Here is a 24,254-nt window from a genome sequence, read left to right as displayed (position 1 = left end):
AGGATGAGCCGTCATGAGTGATTCGCCCTTCGCCATTACCCTTCAACGTTGTACCGAACAGCACGTCGAGGGGCTCACGGCCCTGTACAACCACCCGCAGGTGGCGCGGCAGGTGCTGCAGATGCCGTATCAGAGCGCCGACCTGTGGCGCAAACGCATCGCCACCGACAACGAACGAATGGTGTTTCTGGTGGCCTTACATCAAGGCGAGGTGATCGGCAGCTGTACGCTCGAGCAGTTCATTCGTGTACGTCGCGGTCATTGCGGCGGCATCGGCATGGGCGTCGCCCCGGCCTGGCAAGGGCAGGGGGTGGGCACACGGCTGTTGTCGGCGGTGCTTGAGGTGGCGGACAACTGGATGGGCCTGCAGCGCGTCGAACTCACTGTTTACGCCGATAACCAGCCGGCACTGGCGCTGTACCGGCGCCACGGCTTCGAGGTGGAAGGGCATTTGCGCGACTATGCTTTACGTGACGGTGTGTTCACCGATGCCTGCAGCATGGCGCGCCTGCGACGGCGCGAGGGTTAGAGGAGGGGGCTTATGTCCACACTGGAGCGAGCCATTGCGGTTGCCGCCAGGGCCCATGAAGGGCAGCAGGACAAGGGCGGCACTGCGTATATCCTGCACCCGTTGCGGGTGATGCTGAGGGTGCAGACCACCGAACAGCGCATCGTCGCGGTGCTGCACGACGTGCTCGAAGATACCAGCATGAGCTTGTCGGACCTGGCCCGCGAAGGCTTCGCCCTGAAGATACTGGCGGCGGTGCAGGCGCTGAGCCGGCGCGATGACGAAAGCTACGAGGCCTTCGTCGCGCGGCTGGGCAGCGACCCGCTGGCACGGGTGGTAAAGCTTGCCGACCTTGCCGACAACAGCGACCTTTCGCGCATCGCCATGCCCGGCCCCGAAGACATCGCGCGCCTGCAGCGCTATCAGCAGGCCAGCGCCTACCTGCAGGCGCTGGCCTGAACGCTGGCGCTTTCGATCACCCGTGCCAGGCGCTGCATCGCCGCATCGATGGCTTCGCCACTGAACCCACCCAGGCCGAGCACCAGCCCGGGCCTGCCGTGCGGCCCCGCATACATGGGGGATACCGCGCGCACCACCACCCCGGCCTCTGCGGCCTGGTCCGCTACCTGCCTGTCGTCGATACCGGCTGCCAGCCACAGCACCAGGTGCATGCCCTGGTCGGTCGGTTGCAGCCAGGCCAACTCAGGCTCCAGCCAGCGCGCCACCGCTTCGTTCACCTGGCGGTGGATGGTGGCGTACACACCGCGGATGCGGCGGATGTGCCGGTCCAGATGGCCTTCGTTGATGAAGGCCGCCAGTACCTGCTGGTCGGCGTTGGCCGGATGACGGTCCATCAGCACGCGGGCACCGCAGAAGGCGTCCACCAGGTCCGGCGGCACGATCGCATAGCCCAGGCGCAGTGACGGGAACAGGATCTTGCTGAAGGTGCCCAGGTAGATCACCCGTTCAGGGTCCAGCCCCTGCAACGAGGGGAACGGGTGCCCTGCATAGCGCAACTCGCCGTCGTAGTCGTCCTCGATCACCCATGCATTGTGGGTTCTGGCCCAGCTCAGCAGTGCCTCGCGCCGGGTCATGCTCATCGGCATGCCCAGCGGGTACTGGTGCGAAGAGGTGACGAAGGCGGCGCGGGCGTGGGGGCAGGTGGCGACGGCGTGTTCCACGTCCATGCCCTCGGCGTCCACCGGTACGCGCACCATCTGCCCGCTGTGCCCGGCGCTTTCGAGAATGGCGGTGATACCGCGGTAGGCCGGGTCTTCGACCCAGGCGAAATCGCCGATGTCCAGCAGCACCTGGCAGGCCAGGTACAGGCCCTGCTGGGTGCCGGAGGTGATGATCACCTGGCTGGCCTCGCAGCGTACCGAGCGGGATTTGCGCACATAGTCCACCACCGCCTCGCGCAGCTCGATTTCCCCCAGCGGGTCGCCATAGCCGGCAGGGGCGCCCGGGCCGCGGGCGCGCACCCGGTTGCCAAGGCGCCGCCAGATATCATCCGGCGCGGCCTTGCCCAGCGGTACCGAGACGGCGAACGGTACCTGGGGTACCTCGCCGAAGCGGCGGGCAAGTTGTGCAAAGCGTTCGATGCGTGCCGAGCTGGCGGCGGGCCGCGCCACACCTGTCGTGTGCGCGGCAGGTGGCTCTTCAAGGCTGTGCGCGACCCGCGTGCCGGCACGGCCGCGGGACTCCAGAAACCCCTCGGCCGTCAGTTGCTCGAACGCCTCGATGGCCGTGCCCCGCGCGATCATCAGCGATCTGGCCAGCATGCGGGTCGAGGGCAGCGCCTCGCCGGGCTTGAGGTCGCCGCGCCGGATCGCCGCACGCAGCGCCTGGGCCAGTTGGCGCCCCAGTTGGCCGCTGCTGCGGTCCAGCGTGCCCAGCGAAGGAATATCCACCACGTTGGCTTTGCGCGCCATGTTTTCTGGTCCAGTCATTTTGTTCGATAGTGGATCTATACCATGGGCCAGTTGCACCACACAATTTGCCATCGCCCTGTGCCGGATGGATGCAAACCATGTACGTACCGCAGTCTTTCAACGAGTCGCGCCCCGAGGTGCTGCATCAACTGATCATGCAGAACCCGCTGGGTGTATTGGTCAGCCACGGCGAGGGTGGGCTGGATGCCAACCATCTGCCGTTCCACTTCAAGCCGCAGGAGGGCACGCAGGGGGTGCTGCATGCTCACGTATCGCGGGCCAACCCGCTGTGGCGCGAACTCAAGGATGGCGATGAAGTGCTGGTGATCTTTCGCGGCGCCGATGCCTACATCTCGCCCAACTGGTACCCCAGCAAGCACGAGACCCACAAACAGGTGCCCACCTGGAACTATCAGGTGGTGCACGCCCATGGCCGCGTGACCTTGCACGATGACGAGCACTACGTGCGTGGCCTGGTGGCCCTGCTCACGCGCACCCACGAAGCATCCCAGCCCGTGCCGTGGAAGATGTCCGACGCGCCGAAGGACTACATCCGCGACATGCTCAAGGCCATCGTCGGGCTCGAGATCGAGATCACCCGTCTGGTCGGCAAGTTCAAGCTGGGCCAGAACAAGGAGGCGCGGGATATCCAGGGCGCCGCCCAGGGGTTGAAGGCGTCGGGCAAACCAGCAGTGGGCGAAGCCATGTTGAGCGCCACCGGTCACCCGCTGCACGGGCCGGCCTTGCCGGCGAAGGCGCCCGAATGACCGCCGCCTGATCCCACCTGAAAATCGACTTTTCCTACAGAGTCGGCCAGAATCGGCGGCTCGGCTGCGTTATGGCTTTTTGACTGCATCGGTCGAGAGTGGGTGCTTTTGCACCGGCCCGACTTTCCAGCGCAGACGACAGGACATGACCCAGGACGAGTGGTTGAAGGCCAATGCGGCGCGGTTCGGCAGTGACTACGAACGACTGTTCGCCAGCAACGTGCTCAGCCTCGTGGCGGGCATCCGTTACGAGTCGCTGAGTGCGCAATACCCCTTCAAGGACAATGATGGCAAGCAACGCTACTGCGACCTTGTCATCAATGAAGAGGGAGACGTGCGCATCGCCATCGAAATCGATGGCTATGACAAAAGCGGTACGGGTACCGGCATGTCGCACCCCGAGTTCATCGACTGGCAGCGGCGGCAGTCTGCACTCACTTCCCAGGGCTGGCGGGTGCTGCGCTTTGCCAACCGCGATGTCAGGGATCACCCGCAGCGTTGCGCTCGGGATATCAGCGTACTGCTCGATGCCGAGCGAAAAAAAGCCCACGACCTGCTGTCGAGCACGCGCCGGAGCGCCAGCGTGCAGCAGTTGGCGCAGGCGCAGGGCAGCCGGATCAAAGGGCTCAACAAGGAGGTTTCGGTCATGAAGTACACGATCATGTCATTCACTGCGCTGATCGGGGTTCTGATCGTGGTGTTTGCGTTCAAGGGCACCGAGTCGGTTGCAGGCTCGGCCGTGGTCAGCCAGGCAGTGGCGGCGCCGGCGTCACCCGCCACCTTGCAGGGCGCCACCTGCGACAACCCGCTGGACTGGCGTCAGGCCGCCGACCATATCGGGCAGAGCGCTGCGGTGCTGGGCCCGATCATGAAGGTGACCTACAAACCGTCGTCCAGGGGCCAGCCGACCTGGATCGACCTGGGTGCCAGCTTCCCCAGCAAGCGACGGTTGGGGCTGGTGGTATGGGGCGAGCATCGCCCGGCGTTCGCCTCGTTGCTGGCGCAGCCGCTGGAGGGGCGCACGGTGTGCGTGATAGGGCGTATCGAGCAGTACAAGGGCGTGCCGCGTCTGGAGTTGCAGGGCGCCAGTCAGTTCCAGCTGGTCAAGTGACCTTCAGGTGCAGCCTTGGCGTCAAGGCTGCACCGTTATCCCCTCAGCCGGCCTTCTGGCAGTTGCCGGCGATGCTGTAGCCCTCTGCCTGGGCGGCAGATTCGCTGCTGAACTCGACCCGATTCTTTTCGGCAATGCTGTTGTACGACGGGCAGTCCGGGCGGTGGTAGCGCTTCTTGGCCCGGTTGCCGCGCACTTGCCCGGTGGCGTCGGCCACGGTTGCAGCCTTGGTTTTGGCGGGTGCAGCGGGCCTTGCCGGTGACGCGGCGGTCGTGGCCGTGCCCTTGCCTTGCCCCAGCTCTGCACGCAGGAAGATCGGCGCGTGATCGGAGATGTTCGCCCGGCCTTGCTGGTGAGTCATGCCCAGGTGTTTCGGGTAGTCGTACACGCCCACGCTGTTGACCTTCAGCGGCGAGGAATGGCTGACGAAGATATTGTCGTAAAGGTTGGCGAATTTGCCGTCGGTTGTGGACAGCGTGCTGGCGCCTGCGACCACCAGTGGTCTGGCGGCGGCATTGAGCGACTTCCAGGCAGGTGAAGTGGGCGGCATGTTGAAGTCGCCCATCAGCAGGATGTGATTGTTGCCGGGGTAGACTTCCTTCAGCCAGGTCCAGTAGCTCGACAGCGCATCGATTTCCGCGACCCGGTCAGACGGCTTTTTCCCGTACACGATATGCACCGTGGCCACCACGAAATAGGCATTGTCGGTGAGTGACTTGAAGCGCGCGGAGTAGGGCTCGCGCTCGAAGATCTTCTTGCGGTCCAGGTAGGACACCGCACCGTCTTCATAGGCGACCTTGCTGTCCTTCCACACGAAACCATACATTTCCTTGTACGAAGACCTGCCTACCGCATCGGAGGCCATGTGGCTCCAGGGCTCGCCGCTCTGGCGGCTGAGTTCCCTGGCCAGCTTGTCCAGGGCCGCTTCGCTCATCAGCTCCTGCACAGCCAGAAAATCCACATTTTTGGCGACCTTGGCAATGGCCTTGAAGTCCTTGTTGGGGCGGTCGCTCAGGTGTTCCAGGTTCCAGGTGCCGATACGCGTTTCAGCAAACACCTGGCCACACAACAACATCAGCAGCATCACTGCAGCTGCAAGATTCTTGAACATCATTACTTCCAGATTCTACGGATAACACCATCGCCCAGAAGGGCGACAAGTCGGAGCAGGGTGGGCGGGCAGCGCCTGGCGACGGCTTCAGTCTTCCTTGGGCACAACCCAGAAAATCTGCACGCCGCCGTCATCCCTGTAGGCCAGGGTGACGTTGTCGTTTTCGGCGATTTCCTCGAGCAGGGTCTCCCAGTCGGCAGGCGACTCGTGCTCCAGGCGAAAGATCAGCGCCGCGCGGGACTTCTGCGCGGTTGGCGAGTTGATGATTTTCTGAATGCGGATGCCCAGTTGCTCGTAGCTGCTGACGGGCTTGGCGGCAGAGGAGGTGGCCACAGGTACAGGTTCCTTGTTTTTGCTGTATGCGCATACAGTATTTTACTGTAAGGCTTTTCGCAACTGCGTGTCGCTCAAAGAACCCATGTGACCACACGGCGCAGGCTTTGCTGCACCGTGGGCAAAATAAAAGTGGCGAGGTTACAAGAGGTTAGGCCGCCCCGCTGTAGGAAGGGCGGCCTGCCGGGCTACTGCACTCAGTATTCCCAGAAGATGCGCTGCAGCTCTTTGCTGTCCTGGGTCTTGGTCAGGGCGACCATGGCCAGGATGCGCGCTTTTTGCGGGTTCAGGTCGTGCGCCACTACCCAGTCGTTCTTGTCGTCAGGCTGCTCGGCGTTGCGCAGCACGAACCCGCCCTGGTTGACGTGGGACGAACGGATGATCTGCACGCCGTTCTTGCGCAGTTCCTGCAGGGCCGGCACTACGCGCGAGGACACCGAACCGTTGCCGGTACCGGCATGGATGATGGCCTTGGCGCCATTTTGCGCCAGGGCCTTGTAGGCGGTGTCGCTTACGTTGCCGTAGCTGTAGGCGATGTCCACGGCAGGCAGGCTGCTGATGGTCTTGATGTCGAACTCCGAATCCATCGTGTGGCGCTTGGCCGGCAGGCGGAACCAGTACGACTTGCCTTCCACGACCATGCCCATCGGGCCCCAGGCGCTCTTGAACGCTTCGGTCTTGATGTTGATCGACTTGCTCACGTCGCGACCGGACTGGATCTCGTCGTTCATGGTCACCAGCACGCCCTTGCCGCGCGATTGCTTGTCGCTGGCCACGGCCACGGCGTTGTACAGGTTGAGCATGCCGTCAGCCGACATTGCGGTACCGGGGCGCATGGAGCCCACGACCACGATCGGCTTGTCGGTCTTTTCCACCAGGTTGAGGAAGTAGGCGGTCTCTTCGAGGGTGTCGGTACCGTGGGTGATCACGATGCCGTCCACGTCCTTGCTGTCGGCCAGCTCGGCAACGCGCTTGCCCAGTTGCAGCAGGTTTTCGTTGGTGATGCTTTCGGAGGCGATCTGCATCACCTGCTCGCCGCGCACGTTGGCCAGGTTGGCCAGCTCCGGAACACCGGCAATCAGCTTGTCGACGCCAACCTTGGCGGCTTGATAGGTAGCGCTGTTGGCGGCGCTGGCACCTGCACCGGCAATGGTGCCGCCGGTGGCGAGGATAACCACGTTGGCGAGTTTCTGTTGGGTTTCGGCTTCCTTGGCGTAGGCGCCAGCAGGGAAGAACATGAACAGGGCCAGGGCGGCCGGAGCGAAGGAGTGAAGCGCAGCTTTCATCGTTATTGTTCCTTATGAGTGAAATTGCTGTGTTGCCCACACAAGTTCAGCAGAAAGCGTACCAGTTGCCCAATTAACTGACCGTTTACGTCAATTCATTGATTTATAAGAAATTTATTTAGGCTTATGCCCCGTGCTGCCCGGCACTGTTTTCGGAAACCCGAATTATTGCGGTGCCGGATGTTCGGTTTTCCGAAGATTTTAAGGATAATTCCCGGCACTATTGGGGCCATGAAGGGCGGTCGGCAGATTTGACAAAACCCGGTAGCGTTTCCATAGTTGTTAACCGCAAACGTTTGCGACCCGACAAAAATCATAAGATTCGGAGTGAACCCATGACGCTGCCCTTCGCTGGACGCCTGCTGGCCGTTGCCATGCTGGCCACCCTCGCCACCGCCGTACCCTTCAGCCACGCCCATGCCGACACCGCCAAGCCCAAGGTGGCCCTGGTGATGAAGTCGCTGGCCAACGAGTTCTTCCTCACCATGGAAGACGGCGCCAAGGCCTACCAGAGAGACCACGCAGGCGAGTTCGACCTGGTATCCAATGGCATAAAGGACGAGTCCGATACCAGCAATCAGATCCGCATCGTCGAGCAGATGATCGTCTCCGGCGTCAACGCGCTGGTGATTGCCCCGGCCGATTCCAAGGCCCTGGTGCCAGTGGTCAAGAAGGCCATGGACGCGGGGATCACCGTGGTCAACATCGACAACCGCCTCGACCCGGATGTACTCAAGAGCAAGAACCTCAGCGTGCCCTTCGTGGGCCCCGACAACCGCAAGGGCGCGCGCCTGGTGGGCGAGTACCTGGCCACGCGCCTGAGCGTGGGCGATCAGGTCGGCATCATCGAGGGCGTGCCGACCACCACCAACGCCCAGCAGCGTACTGCCGGTTTCAAGGACGCCATGGAGGCAGCCAAGATCAAGATCGTCTCGGTGCAATCGGGCAACTGGGAGATCGACAAGGGCAATGCCGTGGCCTCGGCCATGCTCAACGAATACCCCGACCTCAAGGCGCTGCTGGCCGGCAACGACAGCATGGCGCTCGGCGCGGTGTCGGCGGTGCGCGCGGCAGGCAAGGTCGGCGCGGTGCAGGTGGTGGGCTACGACAACATCAAGGCGATCCAGCCGATGCTGCGCGACGGTCGCGTGCTGGCCACGGCCGATCAATACGCCGCCAAACAGGCGGTGTTCGGTATCGAGGCGGCCCTGAAGATGCTGCGCGGCGAGAAGCCGGACGTGGATGCCGACAACGTCATCCAGACCCCGGTCGAGCTGGTCAAGCAGCCCTAGCCCGCTGACGGTGCCTGCCGTGGTGCGGGCGCCAGGAGAACACCTTATGTCGGCGACTGCGGATGTCGTGTTGTCGGTCAGTGCAATCGGCAAGACCTACGCCCAGCCCGTGCTGGGCGATATCGAACTGTCCCTGCTGCGCGGCGAAGTGCTGGCCCTGACTGGCGAGAACGGTGCGGGCAAGAGCACCCTGTCGAAGATCATCGGCGGGCTCGAAACCCCCACCACCGGGCAGATGTTCTACCAGGGCCAGGTGTATCAGCCCGCCAGCCGCACCGCGGCCGAGCGCCAGGGCGTGCGCATGGTGATGCAGGAGCTCAACCTGCTGCCGACCCTGAGCGTGGCCGAGAACCTGTTTCTGCACAACCTGCCCAGCCGCGCCGGCTGGGTCAATCGCACGCGCCTGCGCCAACTGGCGACCGCAGCAATGGCGCAGGTGGGGCTCGAAGCGATCGACCCCGATACGCTGGTCGGCGAGCTGGGCATCGGCCATCAGCAGATGGTGGAGATCGCCCGCAACCTGATCGGCGACTGCCATGTGCTGATTCTCGACGAGCCCACCGCGATGCTCACCGCACGCGAGGTGGAGCTGCTGTTCCGCCAGATCGAGCGCCTGCAGCAACGGGGTGTGTCGATCATCTACATTTCCCACCGCCTCGAAGAGCTCAAGCGCATCGCCCAGCGCATTGCCGTGCTGCGCGACGGCAAGCTGGTGTGCGTGGAACCGATGCAGCGCTACAGCAGCGAGCAACTGGTCAACCTGATGGTGGGGCGCGAGCTGGGCGAGCATATCGACCTGGGGCGCCGCACGATCGGCGAGCCGGTACTGCGTGTCAGCGGCCTGGGCCGGGGCGACAAGGTGCAGGACGTCTCGTTCGAGGTGCGCAGCGGCGAAATCTTCGGCATCTCCGGGCTTATCGGTGCCGGGCGTACCGAGCTGCTGCGCCTGATCTTCGGTGCCGACACGGCCGACAGCGGCAGCATCGAGCTGGGCAGCCCGTTGCGCCCGGTGCGCATCGATTCGCCCATGGCTGCAGTGCGCCACGGCGTGGCCCTGATTACCGAAGACCGCAAGGGCGAAGGCCTGCTGTTGTCGCAGTCGGTCAGTGCCAACCTGGCGTTGGGCAACATGCCGGCGATCTCACGCGCGGGCCTGGTGGATGGTGCTGCCGAGCGTGCCCTGGCCGAGCGCCAGATCCAGGCCATGCGCATCCGCAGCGCCGGGCCCGCACAAACGGTGGGCGAGCTGTCGGGTGGCAACCAGCAGAAGGTGGTGATCGGCCGCTGGCTGGAGCGCGACTGCGCCGTGCTGCTGTTCGACGAGCCCACGCGCGGTATCGATGTGGGCGCCAAGTTCGACATCTATGGGCTGCTCGCCGAGCTGACCCGCCAGGGCAAGGCGCTGGTGGTGGTGTCCAGCGACCTGCGCGAACTGATGCTGATCTGCGATCGCATCGGCGTGCTTTCGGCAGGGCGCCTGATTGAAACCTTCGAGCGTGAGCACTGGAGCCAGGACCAGCTACTGGCCGCTGCCTTTGCCGGCTATCAGAAACGTGACGCGCTGCTGCAAGACGCAGTGCCCAGGAACCCCGCATGAACACCTCCCCGATAGACACACCGCCTGGCCCACCGGCCCGGCGCAGCGGTACCTACCTCGGCCTGGGGACCTACCTGGGCCTGGCCGGTGCGCTGCTGGCGATGGTGGTGCTGTTCTCGTTGCTGAGCAGCCACTTTCTGTCGTACGGCACCTTCAGCACCCTGGCCAACCAGATCCCCGACCTGATGGTGCTGGCGGTGGGTATGACCTTCGTGCTGATCATCGGCGGCATCGACCTGTCGGTGGGATCGGTACTGGCCCTGGCCGCGTCGGCGGTCAGTGTGGCGATTCTGGGCTGGGGCTGGAGCGTGCTGCCGGCGGCACTGCTCGGCATGGGGTGCGCAGCACTGGCCGGGACCCTTACCGGCTCGATCACCGTGGCCTGGCGCATCCCTTCGTTCATCGTCTCGCTGGGTGTGCTGGAAATGGCGCGTGGCGTGGCCTACCAGCTCACCGACTCGCGCACCGCGTACATCGGTGATGCCTTTGCCTGGCTGTCGGAGCCGGTGGCCTTCGGCATTTCGCCGGCCTTCATCATCGCCTTGCTGGTGATTGTGGTGGCGCAACTGGTACTGACCCGCACCGTGTTCGGCCGTTACCTGATCGGCATCGGCACCAACGAAGAGGCCGTGCGCCTGGCCGGCATCGATCCGCGCCCGTACAAGATTCTGGTGTTCTCGCTGATGGGCCTGCTGGCCGGCCTGGCGGCGCTGTTCCAGATCTCGCGGCTGGAGGCCGCCGACCCCAATGCCGGCTCCGGGTTGGAGCTGCAGGTGATTGCCGCCGTGGTGATCGGCGGCACCAGCCTGATGGGCGGTCGCGGTTCGGTCATCAGCACCTTCTTCGGTGTGCTGATCATTTCGGTGCTGGCCGCAGGGCTGGCGCAGATCGGCGCCAGCGAGCCGACCAAACGCATCATCACCGGGGCGGTCATCGTGATCGCCGTGGTTCTCGACACTTACCGCAGCCGGCGCGCGCGCCGGCGGACCTGAACAATGGCAACCATCAAAGATGTAGCGGCGCTGGCGGGTATTTCCTATACCACCGTTTCCCACGTGCTGAACAAGACCCGCCCGGTGAGCGAACCGGTGCGGCGCAAGGTAGAAGCGGCGATTGCCGAGCTGGACTACGTGCCCAGTGCGGTGGCGCGCTCGCTCAAGGCGCGCTGCACGGCCACCATCGGCCTGCTGGTGCCCAACAGCGTCAACCCGTATTTCGCCGAACTGGCGCGGGGCATCGAGGATGGCTGCGAGCGCAATGGCTACTGCGTGATCCTGTGCAACTCCGACGACGACCCGCGCAAGCAGCGCAGCTACCTGCGCGTGCTGCTGGAGAAACGCATCGACGGTCTGATCGTGGCCTCGGTGGGCGAGGAGGCCGACCTGCTCGACAGCCTGGCCAGCGTGCGCACGCCCATGGTGATCGTCGACCGCGCGCTGGCGGGCGTCGACGCCGACCTGGTGCGCATCGACCACGAGCAGGGGGCCTACCTGGCCACCCGGCACCTGCTGGAGCTGGGGCACCAGGACATCGCCTGCATCAACGGTCCGGCACACACCAGCGTGGCCAAGATGCGCCTGGCCGGCTTTCACCGGGCACTGGCCCAGGCCGGGGTGCCCCTGCGCGAGGGCCGCGTGGTGGACAGCGACTTCACCAGCCTGGGCGGCTATGGCGCCGCAGCGCAACTGCTGGGCCACGACCGCCCGACCGCGATCTTCGCGGCCAACGACATGATCGGCATGGGCGTGCTGCGTGCCGCGGCCGAGCGCAACATCTGCGTGCCGAGCGAACTGTCGGTGATCGGTTTCGACGATATCCAGATGAGCCAGTACGTCTACCCTGCGCTGACCACGGTAGGGCAGTCGATCCGCGAGCTGGGCGAGATGGCGTCCGAGCTGTTGCTGCGGCGTATCGGTGAGCCGCAGCGCAGTGGGGTAGAGCAGCGCATCGTCGCACCGAGCATCGTGCTGCGCGAGTCCACCGGGCCGCGTCCCGACCTCTTCAATGATTACCGCTAGGACCGACATGCCATGCAAGCGAATGTAGTGGTGGTAGGCAGCCTGAACATGGACCTGGTGACCCGCGCCGAGCGCCTGCCGCAGGCGGGGGAAACCCTGGCCGGCGAGTGGTTCGGCACCGTGCCGGGCGGCAAGGGCGCCAACCAGGCGGTAGCAGCTGCGCGGTTGGGGGCGGCGGTGGCGATGATCGGCTGTGTGGGGGAGGACGCCTACGGTGCGCAGTTGCGTCAGGCGCTGCTCGACGAGGGCATCGATTGCCAGGGCGTGGACACGGCGGCGGGTGTTTCCAGTGGTGTGGCACTGATCGTGGTGGATGCCAGCAGCCAGAACGCCATCGTCATCGTGGCCGGTGGCAACGGGCACTTGCTGCCGGCATCGGTACAGCGCCTGGACCGCCTGCTGCAGGCTGCCGATGTGATCATCTGTCAGCTCGAAGTACCTCAGGCCACCGTGGCACATACCCTGGCCCGTGGCCGGGCGCTGGGCAAGACCGTGATCCTCAACCCGGCACCGGCCACCGGGCCGCTGCCGGCTGACTGGTTTGCCAACATCGACTACCTGATCCCCAACGAGAGCGAGGCCAGCGCCCTGACCGGGCTGCCGGTGGCTTCGCTGCAGGAGGCGCAGGCAGCCGCCAGCCGACTGCTGGCGCTGGGGGTGGGCAAGGTGATCGTCACCCTGGGCGCGCAAGGCGCTCTGTTCGCCGATGGCCAGGGTTTTGCGCATTTTCCGGCGACGCGGGTGCAGCCACTGGACACCACGGCGGCCGGGGATACCTTCGTCGGTGGCTTTGCCGCTGCGTTGGCCGCTGGCGGGTCGGAGCGCGAGGCCATTGCCTTCGGCCAGCAGGCCGCCGCCATTTCGGTCACCCGCGCCGGTGCCCAGCCCTCCATTCCGTATCTGAGCGAACTGCAGGGGAGCACGCCATGAAGAAGACCCCGTTGCTCAATATCGCCCTGTCGCGCCTGATCGCGTCGCTGGGGCATGGCGATGTGGTGCTGATCGGCGACGCCGGCCTGCCCGTGCCTGCCGGTGTCGAGCTGATCGACCTTGCACTGACGCCCGGCATACCGGATTTCATCAGTACCTTGCACACGGTGCTGGCCGAAATGCAGGTCGAAAGCCACGTGCTGGCCGACGAGACCCTGCAACACAGGCCGCCGGCCCTGGCAGGCATCGAGCTGCTGCATGCCCGCGGCGAGCTGGGCGCGCGCCATTTGATGAGCCATGCGGCGTTCAAGCAGCTCGGTGCGCAGGCCAGGGCCATCGTGCGCACCGGCGAATGCCAGCCCTATACCAACATCGCGCTGGTGGCGGGCGTGACCTTTTGACTGTTGTCCCCTGAGCACAAGGAGTGCCCGATGCCTGAACGTGTCCATAAAGCCAAACGTTTGCTGCGAGGTGTAGTGCTTATGTCTGCCCTGTCGAGTACTGCCGTGCTGGCCGCGCCCCGCGACCTGATCATCGATACCGACCCCGGCGCGGATGACGTGGTGGCGTTGTTGTTCGCCCTGGCGTCGCCAGAGGAACTGAAGGTGCGCGCCATTACCACCGTGGCCGGTAATGTGCGACTCGACAAGACCTCGCGCAACGCACGGCTGGCCCGGGAGTGGGCGGGGCGCGAAGAGGTGCCGGTGTACGCCGGCGCGCCCAAGCCGCTGGTGCGCACGCCGATCTATGCCGAGAACATCCATGGCGAGGAGGGCTTGCCTGGCGTGGCGGTGCACGAGCCGAAAAAGGGCCTGGCCCAGGGCAGCGCGGTGCAGTACCTGATCGACACCCTCGGTGGCGCTGAACCCAGCAGCATCACCCTTGCCATGCTCGGCCCGCAGACCAACCTGGCACTGGCGCTGATTCAGGCCCCGCAGATCGTCAAGGGCATCAAGGAAGTGGTGGTGATGGGCGGTGCCCACTTCAATGGCGGCAATATCACCCCGGTGGCCGAGTTCAACCTGTACGCCGACCCACAGGCGGCAGAGGTCGTGTTGCGCAGCGGGGTCAAGCTCACCTACCTGCCGCTGGACGTGACCCACAAGGTACTCACCAGCGAGGCGCGCCTGAAGCAGATTCGCGGGTTGAACAACCACGCCAGCAAGCTGGTGGGCGATATTCTGGATGCTTACGTCAAGGGGGACATGGCGCACTACGGCCTGCCGGGTGGGCCGGTGCACGATGCCAGCGTGATTGCCTACCTGCTCAAGCCCGAGCTGTTCAGTGGCCGGCAGATTCACATGAGCGTGGATAGCCGCGAAGGCCCGACCTTTGGTCAGACCATTGCGGACTGGTACGGCACGCTCGAGCTACCGGCCAATGTGATGTGGATCGAGAGCGGCGATGCCCAGGGCTTTTTCGATTTGCTCAGCGAGCGTCTTGCTCGATTGCAGTAATGGGTGTGGGCTGGTGTTCGGTCGCGGGCCAGTGGCGTTCGAACACCTGGTCGACGAAGGTGCGGGCAGCTTCGTGGCCGAGGTCTTGAAGCAGCAGGTCGGCGGCGATGATGAACAGCTCTTCGGTGGTGCCGGGGCTGTAGGAACGATGGCCGTCAGGCCATGTGACCTTGATGTTGGTGTCCAGGGTGGGGCTATTCATGGGGGTCTCGATCGAAAATACGCGTGCTGTTTGGTGCAGATGCCGGGCCCTGGCGTCTACAGCGGGGGCATGATTGCGCTCCGCCAACAGGTACAAGTTAAACATGTTGCAACAGGGCCAGCACTGCTACTTATGCATAAGCAGCGGGGCTAGGCAAACTAAATGGTGGTTGGGTTCGCCTATTCGTGACGTCTGTACCGATTCGTCGTTGGCGCTTGGGTCGGCGCGGTAGCCGTGGAGCTGGCTTGCCTGCGAAGAGGGCGTACAGAGTCCGCCTGATGTACCCTGCACCCCACAGCCACCGCGCACGCCCGAGGACACCCCGTGCAGATCGACTTGAACACCCCCGAGCAGCTCACCCCCCAGCAGGTGCGCCAGCTGCTGGCCGAAGGCAACGACCGAATCCACAACCAGTTGCGCGTCACCCGCGGCGGCATTGCCTACCTGTCGCAGATTACCGGCGGGCGCGAGCTCGATGGCCTGCTGTTTCGCCTCGAGACCTGGGCCGCCGGCTCGGGCTGCGTGGGCCCTTTTGCCGCCGACGACGAACGCTGGGTCATGCAGGTGTACAACGTGCTGGCCAGCAACTGGCCCAAGCCCGCCAGCGACTACATCGATATCTACTGAACCGCTGCGCTCAGGCAAAATCCGGTCACGATTGAGGTTTCCCTGACGAGCACGTCTCAGGCAGACTGGGACGTTTTTGCAACCAAAAGTGCTTAAAACTGTCGTATCAGACAGCATTCCAGTATTTGAAAGGAGGATTCATGTTCCGCACGCGTGCAACATTGGCGAGCCTGTTGGCAGCCGTGGTTCTGGCAGGTTGCAGTACCGATGGCTCATCGTCCAAGGCGCCAGAGGTAGCGGCAGCACCGAACCTCGATGGTCGCTGCGATGCCAGCAACGCCGCATTCACCGTCGGCAAGCCGGCAACCCCCGAGCTGCTGGAGCAGGCGCGCAAGGCGAGCGGGGCGCAGATCGCCCGCGTGCTCAAGCCGACCGACATGATCACCCTGGAGTACCGTTCCGAGCGCTTGAACCTCAACGCCGACGACAAGGGCGTGGTCACCCGGGTCAATTGCGGCTGATTCCGCCCCGGGCCTGCCGTTGCATAAACGGCAGGCACAAAAAAACCCGTCCAAGGACGGGTTTTTTAATTCGTCAGAACTTACTCTGGACGAACTTGTGCAGCCTGCATGCCCTTCTGGCCTTTTTCGGCAACGAAGGAGACGGTCTGGCCTTCTTTCAGGCTCTTGAAGCCGTCAGACTCGATGGCCTTGAAGTGTACGAACAGGTCGTCGCCGCCACCTTGTGGAGTGATGAAGCCGAAGCCTTTTTCATCGTTGAACCATTTGACGGTGCCGGTTTGGCGATTGGACATGGGTGTATCTCCAGGAAACATGATGTTTTTCAGTAGTGCGGTGTCGCCGAGGCCAACAAGGTGCACAGAGGCATCATAGTCTAATTTTGCGCTTGTGGTGACTTTTACGTGTGCCGAATGCTGATCTGGCGCAAATTAACTGAGTTTTGTATGGCCTGCGCCCTTATTTCTGGGGCTTGCAGGCCTTCGTAACCAGCTGGGTTGCCTTGTCTATGAGCTTCTGGTCTACGCCGTCAGTGCTGTTGAGCTCTTTGATCTCTGCGTCCGAAAAGTTTTTTTCGATCACATTCACGCTGCAGCTGCAGTGCTTTTCGGCGGATTGTTTCGTCATGCCCGGCTGGGCAGAGGCGGTGGCCACGCAGGACGTCAGGTAGCCTGGTGGAACAGTGCCTGCGTTGGCGCCAAGCGGCAGCAGCAGGGCACCAGTGGCCGCCAAGGCCAGAAGAGAATGAAGTCGCATACCGGTCACTCCTTTATTAGGTCGGGTGTATCTAGAGTAGGTCGCTTCCTAATCTCTGAGCGGAAAAAAACCGCTCAAGTTCACCGCATCGGTCTAAATTCAGAATATTTCTGCATATCCCCGGCCCATGGCCCTACGCGCCGAAAGCTTTGTGCTAGCATGCCTGGCTCAGGATTTGGCCGATTCGTCTTGCCGCTCAAATCTTTCTATATATATGTATCCAGTCACTCTGGTTCGTACCCTGGCAGGCCCTTGGGCTTCTGCCACTGTGAGGCAGGCTTTGCATTGCAAAGACAGGGTCGAATCGCGTACTGGCTCATCCCAACCCACGTGACCTTTGGTAGGGGTCACCACTAGGAGAGGAGGCGCCATGCCCACTATTACTCTTCCCGATGGCAGTCAACGTTCGTTCGACAAGGCCGTAACCGTAGCCGAGGTCGCCGCATCCATTGGTGCAGGCCTGGCCAAGGCCACCGTGGCCGGCAAGGTCGACGGCAAGCTGGTCGACGCGTGCGACCTGATCGAGCAGGACGCCAGCCTGCAAATCATCACGCCCAAGGACGAAGAGGGGCTGGAGATCATCCGTCACTCCTGCGCTCACCTGGTCGGTCATGCCGTCAAGCAGCTGTACCCGACCGCCAAGATGGTGATCGGCCCGGTCATCGACGAGGGCTTCTACTACGACATCGCGTATGAGCGTCCCTTCACCCCGGAAGACCTGGCGGCGATCGAACAGCGCATGCAGCAGCTGATCGAGAAGGACTACGACGTCATCAAGAAGGTCACCCCGCGCGCCGAGGTGATCGAGCTGTTCAAGGCCCGTGGCGAAGACTACAAGCTGCGCCTGGTCGAAGACATGCCGAACGAACAGGCCATGGGCCTGTACTTCCATGAAGAATACGTCGACATGTGCCGCGGCCCGCACGTGCCCAATACGCGCTTTCTCAAGTCGTTCAAGCTGACCAAGCTGTCCGGTGCCTACTGGCGCGGCGACGCCAAGAACGAGCAACTGCAACGTGTGTACGGCACGGCCTGGGCTGACAAGAAGCAGCTGGCCGCCTACATCCAGCGCATCGAAGAGGCCGAGAAACGCGACCACCGCAAGATCGGCAAGCGCCTGAACCTGTTCCACCTCCAGGAAGAAGCGCCGGGCATGGTGTTCTGGCACCCCAATGGCTGGACCCTGTACCAGGTGCTCGAGCAGTACATGCGCAAGGTGCAGCGCGACAACGGCTACCTGGAAATCAAGACCCCGCAAGTGGTCGACCGCACGCTGTGGGAGAAGTCCGGGCACTGGGCCAACTACGGTGACAACATGTTCACCACCCAGTCCGAGAACCGCGACTACGCCATCAAGCCGATGAACTGCCCGTGCCACGTACAGGTGTTCAACCAGGGCCTGAAGAGCTACCGCGAGCTGCCGCTGCGTCTGGCCGAGTTCGGCGCTTGCCATCGCAACGAGCCTTCGGGCGCCCTGCACGGCATCATGCGTGTGCGCGGCTTCGTGCAGGACGATGCGCACATCTTCTGCACCGAAGAACAGATGCAGTCCGAGTCCGCCGCGTTCATCAAGCTGACCCTGGACGTGTACAAGGACTTCGGCTTCAAGGACATCGAGCTCAAGCTCTCGACGCGCCCTGAAAAGCGCGTGGGTTCCGACGACCTGTGGGACCGTGCCGAAGGCGCACTGGCCGCCGCGCTCGACAGCGCCGGCCTGCCGTACGACCTGCAGCCGGGTGAAGGGGCGTTCTACGGCCCGAAAATCGAATTCTCGCTGAAGGATTGCCTTGGCCGTGTGTGGCAGTGTGGTACCCTGCAGCTCGACTTCAACCTGCCGATCCGTCTGGGCGCCGAATACGTCTCCGAAGACAACGGCCGCAAGCATCCAGTAATGCTGCACCGTGCCATCCTCGGTTCGTTCGAGCGTTTCGTCGGAATTCTCATCGAGCACTACGAAGGTGCATTCCCAGCCTGGCTGGCGCCTACGCAGGCGGTGATCATGAATATCACCGACAAACAAGCGGATTTCGCCCAGAAAGTGGAAAAAACTCTGGCCGAAAGCGGCTTCCGTGCCAAGTCCGACTTGAGAAATGAGAAAATCGGCTTTAAAATCCGCGAGCATACCTTGCTCAAGGTTCCCTATCTCCTGGTTATCGGGGATCGGGAAGTCGAAACGCAAACTGTCGCTGTGCGTACCCGCGAAGGTGCTGACCTGGGCTCCATGCCCGTCGCCCAATTTGCGGACCTGCTCGCGCAAGCGGTTTCCCGGCGTGGTCGCCAAGATTCGGAGTAATTACTATTAAGCGTGATATGAGACAAGATAAACGAGCTGCACCGAAAGCCCCGATCAACGAGAATATCTCGGCACGTGAGGTTCGGTTAATTGGCGCTGACGGCGAGCAGTTGGGCATCGTCTCGATTGAAGAAGCGCTTCGTATCGCTGAAGAAGCGAAACTGGACCTGGTAGAAATTTCTGCTGACGCCGTTCCGCCTGTCTGCAAAGTCCTCGACTACGGCAAAAGCCTGTTCGAGAAGAAAAAGCAGCAGGCTGCGGCGAAGAAGAACCAGAAGATCATCCAGATCAAAGAAATCAAGTTTCGTCCAGGGACGGAGGAAGGGGATTACCAGGTAAAACTACGCAACCTGGTACGTTTCCTTACTGATGGGGACAAGACCAAAATCTCTCTGAGATTCCGTGGTCGTGAGATGGCCCACCAGGAGCTGGGTATGGAACTGTTGAAGCGGATCGAAGCTGATCTTGCCGAATACGGGACCGTCGAACAGCATCCTAAGATGGAAGGACGCCAGCTTTTGATGGTCATCGCCCCCAAGAAAAAGAAATAACCACCAGGGCACGGCAGGCCTTGCGGTTATGTTTATCAACTGAATGCGGAGTATCCGAACATGCCAAAAATGAAAACCAAAAGCGGTGCAGCCAAGCGTTTCTTGAAAACGGCTAACGGCATCAAGCACAAACACGCTTTCAAGAGCCACATCCTGACCAAAATGTCGACCAAGCGTAAGCGTCAACTTCGCGGTAGCAGCCTGCTGCACGCGTCGGACGTTGCAAAAGTCGAGCGCATGCTGCGCCTTCGTTAATTTTTGGTTATAGATAGAGGAAATTACTCATGGCTCGTGTAAAGCGTGGCGTCATCGCTCGTAAGCGTCACAAGAAAATTCTGAAACTGGCTAAAGGTTACTACGGCGCTCGCTCGCGCGTATTCCGTGTTGCCAAGCAAGCGGTCATCAAGGCAGGCCAATACGCCTACCGCGACCGTCGCCAGAAAAAACGTCAGTTCCGCGCTCTGTGGATCGCTCGTATCAACGCTGGTGCTCGCGTCAACGGTCTGTCCTACAGCCGCCTGATCGCTGGCCTGAAAAAAGCGTCGATCGAAATCGACCGCAAAGTTCTGGCTGATCTGGCAGTGAACGAAAAAGCGGCGTTTGCTGCGATTGTCGAAAAGGCTAAAGCCGTTCTGGCTTAAGTACCCACGACAATCATTCGCCGTCGATGTCGGCGGCGGATGTTAAACGTCATAGATAGGGGAAGAGCCTGTAAGCTCTTCCCCTATTTTGTATCTGGAGTCTGTACATGGAAAACCTGGATGCGTTGGTCTCCCAAGCCCTCGAGGCTGTGGAGCGCGCTGAAGACATCAATGCCCTGGAGCAGATCCGGGTTCAATTCCTTGGCAAGAAAGGCGAACTGACTCAGGTGATGAAGACCCTGGGCAACCTGCCGGCTGAAGAGCGGCCCAAAGTCGGCGCGCTGATCAACGAAGCCAAGGAACGCGTTACCGAGGTGCTCAACGCCCGCAAAGCCGCCTATGAAGAAGCCGAGCTCAGCGCTCGCCTGGCTGCCGAGTGCATTGACGTCACCTTGCCTGGCCGTGGCCAGACCTCCGGTGGTTTGCACCCTGTCACCCGTACCCTCGAACGCATCGAGCAGTTCTTCACCCATATCGGCTACGGCATCGCCGAAGGCCCGGAAGTCGAAGACGACTACCACAACTTCGAAGCGCTCAACATTCCCGGCCACCACCCGGCCCGGGCAATGCATGACACCTTCTACTTCAATGCCAACATGCTGCTGCGCACCCACACCTCGCCGGTGCAAGTGCGGACCATGGAGTCCACCCAGCCGCCGATTCGCATTGTCTGCCCGGGTCGCGTGTACCGCAACGACTCGGACATTACCCACTCGCCGATGTTTCACCAGGTCGAAGGCCTGCTGATCGATCGCGACATCAATTTTGCCGACCTCAAAGGCACCATCGAAGAATTCCTGCGCGTGTTCTTCGAAAAAGAGCTGGCGGTACGTTTCCGTCCGTCGTTCTTCCCCTTCACCGAGCCTTCGGCTGAAGTCGATATCCAGTGCGTGATGTGCAGCGGCAAGGGCTGCCGTGTGTGCAAGCAGACCGGTTGGCTCGAAGTCATGGGCTGCGGCATGGTGCACCCGAACGTGCTGCGCATGTCTGGTATCGACCCCGAAGAGTTCTCGGGCTTCGCATTTGGCATGGGGGCCGAGCGCCTGGCCATGCTGCGTTACGGCGTCAACGATTTGCGCCTGTTCTTCGACAACGACTTGCGGTTCCTTGCGCAATTTCGCTAGGTCGCGCACCCGTAACGAATCTTTAGGAGAGCAGGATGAAATTCAGTGAAAAGTGGCTGCGCGGTTGGGTCAACCCGCAGGTATCCCGTGACGAGCTGGTGGCACGTCTGTCCATGGCCGGTCTTGAGGTCGACAGCGTAACCCCGGCCGCCGGTCAATTCAGCGGCATCGTGGTGGGCGAGGTGCTGAGCACCGAGCAGCACCCCGACGCTGACAAGCTGCGCGTGTGCCAGGTCAGCAATGGCAGCGAGACCTTCCAGGTAGTGTGCGGCGCGCCGAATGTGCGCCCTGGCCTGAAGATCCCGTTCGCCATGATCGGCGCCGAACTGCCAGGCGACTTCAAGATCAAGAAGGCCAAGCTGCGTGGCGTCGAGTCCAACGGCATGCTGTGCTCGGCTGCCGAACTGCAGATCAGCGAAGAGAACGACGGCCTGCTGGAACTGGCGGCAGACGCCCCGGTTGGCCAGGACATCCGCGTGTATCTGGACCTGGACGATGCCAGCATCGAGGTCGACCTGACCCCGAACCGCGGCGACTGCCTGTCCCTGGCCGGCCTCGCCCGTGAAGTCGGCGCCCTGTACGGCGCCCCGGTCACCCGCCCGACCGTGCCGGCCATTGCGCCAGGCATCGACGACGTGCGCCCGGTAGACGTGCTGGCGCCGGCCGCGTGCCCGCGTTACCTGGGCCGCGTTATCCGTAACGTCGACCTGTCACGCCCGACCCCGCTGTGGATGGTCGAGCGTCTGCGCCGCAGTGACGTGCGCAGCATCGATGCTGCCGTCGACATCACCAACTACGTGATGATCGAGCTGGGCCAGCCGCTGCACGCCTTCGACCTGGCTGAAATCAACGGTGGCATCCGGGTGCGCATGGCCGAGGAGGGCGAGAAGCTCGTCCTGCTAGATGGCCAGGAAGTTGCCCTGCGTGCCGACACGCTGGTCATCGCCGACCACGATCGCGCCCTGGCCATTGCCGGCGTGATGGGTGGCGAGCACAGCGGCGTTGCGGCCACCACCAAGGATATCTTCCTTGAAAGCGCCTTCTTCGAGCCGATCTCGGTGGCTGGCAAGGCCCGCTCCTACGGCCTGCACACCGATGCCTCGCACCGCTACGAGCGTGGCGTGGACTCGCAGCTGGCCCGCGAAGCCATGGAGCGCGCCACTGGCCTGCTGCTGGATATCGTAGGCGGCGAAGCCGGCCCGATCATCGAGACCGTCAGCCCAGAGCACCTGCCCAACATCGCCCCGGTCACCCTGCGTGCCGAGCGTATCACCCAGATGCTGGGCATGGAGATGGACAGCGCCGAAGTCGAGCAACTGCTCAACGGCCTGGGCCTGAAAACCAGCGGTGAGGCCGGGCAGTGGCAGGTCGAAGTGCCCAGCCATCGCTTCGACATCAGCCTGGAAGTGGACCTGATCGAAGAGCTGGCCCGTCTGTACGGCTACAACCGCCTGCCGGTCCGTTACCCGCAAGCGCGCCTGGCCCCGCAGGCCAGGTCTGAAGTGCGTGGCGAACTGCCTGCGCTGCGTCGCCTGCTGGTTGCCCGTGGCTACCAGGAAGCGATCACCTACAGCTTCATCGACCCCAAGCAGTTCGAGCTGTTCAACCCTGGCGTAGAGCCGCTGCTGCTGGCCAACCCGATTTCCAGCGACATGGCGGCCATGCGTGTCAGCCTGTGGCCGGGCCTGGTCAAGGCACTGCAGCACAACCTCAACCGCCAGCAAGACCGCGTGCGCCTGTTCGAGAGCGGCCAGCGCTTCGTCGGCCAGCTGGGCGACCTCAAGCAACAGCCGATGCTGGCTGGTGTGGTCTGCGGGAGCCGCCTGCCGGAAGGCTGGGCCAACGGCCGCGACACCATCGACTTCTTCGATGTGAAGGCCGACGTTGAAGCGGTACTGGGCTTCTCCGGTTCGCTCGACGACTTCACCTTCGTGCCCGGCAAACACCCGGCGCTGCACCCAGGCCAGACCGCGCGCATCGAGCGTGACGGCGTCGAAGTCGGCTACCTGGGCGCCTTGCACCCCGAGCTGGTCAAGACCCTGGGCCTGGATCGCACCGTGTATGTGTTCGAGCTGGTGCTGGCGGATGTAGTGGAAGGGCGCCTGCCGAAGTTCCACGAACTGTCGCGCTTCCCCGAAGTACGCCGTGACCTGGCGTTGATCGCAGGGCGTGATGTGGCGGCCAGCGCGGTGCTGGATGTAATCCGTGAAAACGCGGGCGAGTGGCTCACCGACCTCAGGCTGTTTGATGTGTATCAGGGTAAAGGTATTGATCCTGATAGAAAAAGCCTGGCCGTCGGCTTGACCTGGCAGCATCCATCGCGCACTCTTAACGACGATGAGGTGAACGCCACCACGCAAAACATTCTCACCTCGCTTGAACAAAGGTTGAACACCACGTTAAGGAAATAGCGTATGGGTGCTCTGACGAAAGCTGAGATGGCCGAACGGCTGTACGAGGAGCTGGGCCTGAACAAGCGCGAGGCCAAGGAATTGGTCGAGCTGTTTTTTGAAGAGATCAGGCACGCTCTTGAAGACAACGAGCAGGTCAAATTGTCGGGTTTCGGCAACTTTGACTTGCGTGACAAGCGCCAGCGGCCGGGCCGCAACCCGAAAACGGGTGAAGAGATCCCGATCACGGCGCGTCGAGTCGTCACCTTTCGTCCAGGGCAGAAGTTGAAAGCCCGAGTTGAGGCCTATGCTGGAACCAAGTCATAACGACGAGCTTCCGCCGATTCCAGGCAAACGCTACTTCACCATTGGTGAAGTGAGCGAGCTTTGTGCGGTAAAACCGCACGTGCTCCGTTACTGGGAGCAGGAGTTTCCCCAGCTTAACCCGGTGAAGCGCCGCGGTAACCGCCGGTATTATCAGCGCCAGGACGTGCTGATGATCCGGCAGATCCGGGCGCTGTTGTATGACCAGGGCTTCACCATCGGCGGTGCGCGGTTGCGCCTGTCGGGGGATGAAGCCAAGGATGACACGACCCAGTACAAACAGATGATTCGGCAGATGATTGTCGAATTGGAGGATGTGCTGGTGGTGTTGAAGAAGTGACCGAAGCCGTTTCAGGAATTTTGGAAAAAAAGCTTCCATAATTCAAAAGGTTAAGGTAAATTCTTCATCGTTCTCAGCAACAAGGGGAACATGCTTCAAGCCCAGTCGGGGCGTAGCGCAGCCCGGTAGCGCACTTGCATGGGGTGCAAGGGGTCGAGTGTTCGAATCACTCCGTCCCGACCAATAATCCCAAGGACTTAGGCCATT

The 24,254-nt window shown here is 62.5% G+C and carries 28 protein-coding genes and 1 tRNA gene; 22 read left to right on the top strand and 7 right to left on the bottom strand.

Annotation, left to right across the window (positions count from 1 at the left end; all coding sequences use genetic code 11):
* Nucleotides 1-13: 13 nt before the first annotated feature.
* Nucleotides 14-529, top strand: a complete 516-nt coding sequence (locus QMX96_RS05000; protein WP_043860822.1) for a GNAT family N-acetyltransferase — start codon at nucleotides 14-16, stop codon at nucleotides 527-529.
* Nucleotides 530-541: 12 nt separating this feature from the next.
* The gene (locus tag QMX96_RS04995; protein WP_043860821.1) at nucleotides 542-967 is read left to right on the top strand and encodes an HD domain-containing protein; all 426 of its coding nucleotides are present in this window, start codon (nucleotides 542-544) and stop codon (nucleotides 965-967) included.
* On the opposite strand, the gene QMX96_RS04990 is transcribed toward QMX96_RS04995, so the two are convergent.
* On the bottom strand, nucleotides 946-2,439 hold the full coding sequence (locus QMX96_RS04990; RefSeq protein ID WP_043860820.1) for a PLP-dependent aminotransferase family protein: 1,494 nt from the start codon (nucleotides 2,437-2,439) through the stop codon (nucleotides 946-948). The two genes, QMX96_RS04995 and QMX96_RS04990, sit on opposite strands and share 22 nt — an antisense overlap.
* Before the next feature lie 98 nt (nucleotides 2,440-2,537).
* On the opposite strand from QMX96_RS04990, the gene QMX96_RS04985 reads away from it, so the two are divergent.
* Both QMX96_RS04985 and QMX96_RS04980 read left to right on the top strand, forming a co-directional pair.
* Nucleotides 2,538-3,206, top strand: a complete 669-nt coding sequence (locus QMX96_RS04985) for an FMN-binding negative transcriptional regulator (RefSeq protein ID WP_058541302.1) — start codon at nucleotides 2,538-2,540, stop codon at nucleotides 3,204-3,206.
* 145 nt (nucleotides 3,207-3,351) lie between these two features.
* Complete coding sequence (locus QMX96_RS04980) at nucleotides 3,352-4,317, top strand: DUF559 domain-containing protein (protein ID WP_282361299.1); 966 nt, start codon at nucleotides 3,352-3,354, stop codon at nucleotides 4,315-4,317.
* Between the two features lie 43 nt (nucleotides 4,318-4,360).
* On the opposite strand, the gene QMX96_RS04975 is transcribed toward QMX96_RS04980, so the two are convergent.
* The 3 genes from QMX96_RS04975 to QMX96_RS04965 form a co-directional block, all read right to left on the bottom strand.
* The gene (locus QMX96_RS04975) at nucleotides 4,361-5,428 is read right to left on the bottom strand and encodes an endonuclease/exonuclease/phosphatase family protein (protein WP_054915269.1); all 1,068 of its coding nucleotides are present in this window, start codon (nucleotides 5,426-5,428) and stop codon (nucleotides 4,361-4,363) included.
* A gap of 87 nt (nucleotides 5,429-5,515) precedes the next feature.
* Nucleotides 5,516-5,761 carry a DUF1654 domain-containing protein gene (locus QMX96_RS04970; protein WP_043860816.1) on the bottom strand — a complete coding sequence of 82 codons (246 nt, stop codon included), beginning with the start codon at nucleotides 5,759-5,761 and terminating at the stop codon, nucleotides 5,516-5,518.
* A gap of 197 nt (nucleotides 5,762-5,958) precedes the next feature.
* Nucleotides 5,959-7,047, bottom strand: coding sequence for an asparaginase (locus QMX96_RS04965; RefSeq protein ID WP_043860815.1), 1,089 nt, complete (start codon nucleotides 7,045-7,047; stop codon nucleotides 5,959-5,961).
* A 335-nt stretch (nucleotides 7,048-7,382) separates the two neighbouring features.
* Here QMX96_RS04965 and QMX96_RS04960 point away from each other — a divergent pair, with 335 nt between their 5' ends.
* Genes QMX96_RS04960 through QMX96_RS04930 form a run of 7 tightly spaced genes read left to right on the top strand, consistent with a single transcriptional unit; the run spans nucleotide 7,383 to nucleotide 14,341 of the window.
* A complete protein-coding gene (locus QMX96_RS04960; RefSeq protein ID WP_043860814.1) occupies nucleotides 7,383-8,339 on the top strand; it encodes a sugar ABC transporter substrate-binding protein in 957 nt (318 codons plus the stop codon).
* Between the two features lie 46 nt (nucleotides 8,340-8,385).
* On the top strand, nucleotides 8,386-9,936 hold the full coding sequence (locus tag QMX96_RS04955; RefSeq protein WP_229589438.1) for a sugar ABC transporter ATP-binding protein: 1,551 nt from the start codon (nucleotides 8,386-8,388) through the stop codon (nucleotides 9,934-9,936).
* Nucleotides 9,933-10,928 carry an ABC transporter permease gene (locus QMX96_RS04950; protein ID WP_054915267.1) on the top strand — a complete coding sequence of 332 codons (996 nt, stop codon included), beginning with the start codon at nucleotides 9,933-9,935 and terminating at the stop codon, nucleotides 10,926-10,928. The genes QMX96_RS04955 and QMX96_RS04950 overlap by 4 nt, the downstream gene beginning before the upstream one ends.
* Before the next feature lie 3 nt (nucleotides 10,929-10,931).
* The gene (locus tag QMX96_RS04945) at nucleotides 10,932-11,954 is read left to right on the top strand and encodes a LacI family DNA-binding transcriptional regulator (protein WP_043860811.1); all 1,023 of its coding nucleotides are present in this window, start codon (nucleotides 10,932-10,934) and stop codon (nucleotides 11,952-11,954) included.
* Between the two features lie 12 nt (nucleotides 11,955-11,966).
* Nucleotides 11,967-12,884 (top strand): ribokinase, encoded by a 918-nt coding sequence (gene rbsK, locus QMX96_RS04940; RefSeq protein ID WP_282361298.1) that lies wholly within the window; start codon nucleotides 11,967-11,969, stop codon nucleotides 12,882-12,884.
* Nucleotides 12,881-13,285 carry a D-ribose pyranase gene (gene rbsD / locus QMX96_RS04935; RefSeq protein ID WP_043860809.1) on the top strand — a complete coding sequence of 135 codons (405 nt, stop codon included), beginning with the start codon at nucleotides 12,881-12,883 and terminating at the stop codon, nucleotides 13,283-13,285. Before rbsK ends, rbsD begins: the two co-directional genes overlap by 4 nt.
* A gap of 30 nt (nucleotides 13,286-13,315) precedes the next feature.
* On the top strand, nucleotides 13,316-14,341 hold the full coding sequence (locus QMX96_RS04930; protein ID WP_282361297.1) for a nucleoside hydrolase: 1,026 nt from the start codon (nucleotides 13,316-13,318) through the stop codon (nucleotides 14,339-14,341).
* On the opposite strand, the gene QMX96_RS04925 is transcribed toward QMX96_RS04930, so the two are convergent.
* On the bottom strand, nucleotides 14,313-14,543 hold the full coding sequence (locus tag QMX96_RS04925) for a hypothetical protein (protein WP_043860807.1): 231 nt from the start codon (nucleotides 14,541-14,543) through the stop codon (nucleotides 14,313-14,315). The genes QMX96_RS04930 and QMX96_RS04925 overlap by 29 nt on opposite strands.
* 324 nt (nucleotides 14,544-14,867) lie before the next feature.
* Here QMX96_RS04925 and QMX96_RS04920 point away from each other — a divergent pair, with 324 nt between their 5' ends.
* A complete protein-coding gene (locus QMX96_RS04920; protein ID WP_282361296.1) occupies nucleotides 14,868-15,170 on the top strand; it encodes a hypothetical protein in 303 nt (100 codons plus the stop codon).
* Between the two features lie 140 nt (nucleotides 15,171-15,310).
* Nucleotides 15,311-15,631 carry an I78 family peptidase inhibitor gene (locus QMX96_RS04915; RefSeq protein WP_043860805.1) on the top strand — a complete coding sequence of 107 codons (321 nt, stop codon included), beginning with the start codon at nucleotides 15,311-15,313 and terminating at the stop codon, nucleotides 15,629-15,631.
* 80 nt (nucleotides 15,632-15,711) lie between these two features.
* Here the strand turns inward: QMX96_RS04915 and QMX96_RS04910 are convergent, their stop codons facing one another.
* Nucleotides 15,712-15,924, bottom strand: a complete 213-nt coding sequence (locus QMX96_RS04910) for a cold-shock protein (RefSeq protein ID WP_003179963.1) — start codon at nucleotides 15,922-15,924, stop codon at nucleotides 15,712-15,714.
* A 163-nt stretch (nucleotides 15,925-16,087) separates the two neighbouring features.
* Nucleotides 16,088-16,384, bottom strand: a complete 297-nt coding sequence (locus tag QMX96_RS04905; RefSeq protein WP_043860804.1) for a hypothetical protein — start codon at nucleotides 16,382-16,384, stop codon at nucleotides 16,088-16,090.
* A 370-nt stretch (nucleotides 16,385-16,754) separates the two neighbouring features.
* On the opposite strand from QMX96_RS04905, the gene thrS reads away from it, so the two are divergent.
* The 9 genes from thrS (at nucleotide 16,755) to QMX96_RS04860 (ending at nucleotide 24,230) form a co-directional block, all read left to right on the top strand.
* Entirely contained in the window at nucleotides 16,755-18,677 is a 1,923-nt protein-coding gene (gene thrS / locus QMX96_RS04900; RefSeq protein ID WP_043860803.1) for a threonine--tRNA ligase, read from the top strand.
* Nucleotides 18,677-19,228 carry a translation initiation factor IF-3 gene (gene infC, locus QMX96_RS04895; RefSeq protein ID WP_173925091.1) on the top strand — a complete coding sequence of 184 codons (552 nt, stop codon included), beginning with the start codon at nucleotides 18,677-18,679 and terminating at the stop codon, nucleotides 19,226-19,228. The genes thrS and infC overlap by 1 nt, the downstream gene beginning before the upstream one ends.
* A 60-nt stretch (nucleotides 19,229-19,288) precedes the next feature.
* Nucleotides 19,289-19,483 (top strand): 50S ribosomal protein L35, encoded by a 195-nt coding sequence (gene rpmI, locus QMX96_RS04890; RefSeq protein ID WP_027620572.1) that lies wholly within the window; start codon nucleotides 19,289-19,291, stop codon nucleotides 19,481-19,483.
* A gap of 29 nt (nucleotides 19,484-19,512) precedes the next feature.
* A complete protein-coding gene (gene rplT, locus QMX96_RS04885; protein ID WP_043860801.1) occupies nucleotides 19,513-19,869 on the top strand; it encodes a 50S ribosomal protein L20 in 357 nt (118 codons plus the stop codon).
* Between the two features lie 107 nt (nucleotides 19,870-19,976).
* The gene (gene pheS / locus QMX96_RS04880) at nucleotides 19,977-20,993 is read left to right on the top strand and encodes a phenylalanine--tRNA ligase subunit alpha (RefSeq protein WP_054915262.1); all 1,017 of its coding nucleotides are present in this window, start codon (nucleotides 19,977-19,979) and stop codon (nucleotides 20,991-20,993) included.
* A gap of 35 nt (nucleotides 20,994-21,028) precedes the next feature.
* Nucleotides 21,029-23,404, top strand: a complete 2,376-nt coding sequence (gene pheT, locus QMX96_RS04875) for a phenylalanine--tRNA ligase subunit beta (protein WP_058541295.1) — start codon at nucleotides 21,029-21,031, stop codon at nucleotides 23,402-23,404.
* A 3-nt stretch (nucleotides 23,405-23,407) separates the two neighbouring features.
* Nucleotides 23,408-23,710: an integration host factor subunit alpha gene (gene ihfA, locus QMX96_RS04870; protein WP_002553164.1), complete on the top strand. Its 303-nt coding sequence runs from the start codon at nucleotides 23,408-23,410 to the stop codon at nucleotides 23,708-23,710.
* Nucleotides 23,691-24,047 carry a MerR family transcriptional regulator gene (locus QMX96_RS04865; protein ID WP_043860798.1) on the top strand — a complete coding sequence of 119 codons (357 nt, stop codon included), beginning with the start codon at nucleotides 23,691-23,693 and terminating at the stop codon, nucleotides 24,045-24,047. Before ihfA ends, QMX96_RS04865 begins: the two co-directional genes overlap by 20 nt.
* A 106-nt stretch (nucleotides 24,048-24,153) precedes the next feature.
* Nucleotides 24,154-24,230 (top strand) — tRNA-Pro (locus tag QMX96_RS04860).
* The last annotated feature ends 24 nt before the right edge of the window (nucleotides 24,231-24,254 follow it).

Source organism: Pseudomonas sp. PS01300 (assembly GCF_029960155.1).
GTDB classification, from domain to species: domain Bacteria; phylum Pseudomonadota; class Gammaproteobacteria; order Pseudomonadales; family Pseudomonadaceae; genus Aquipseudomonas; species Aquipseudomonas palmensis.
This window is presented reverse-complemented; position numbering and strand designations above follow the sequence as displayed.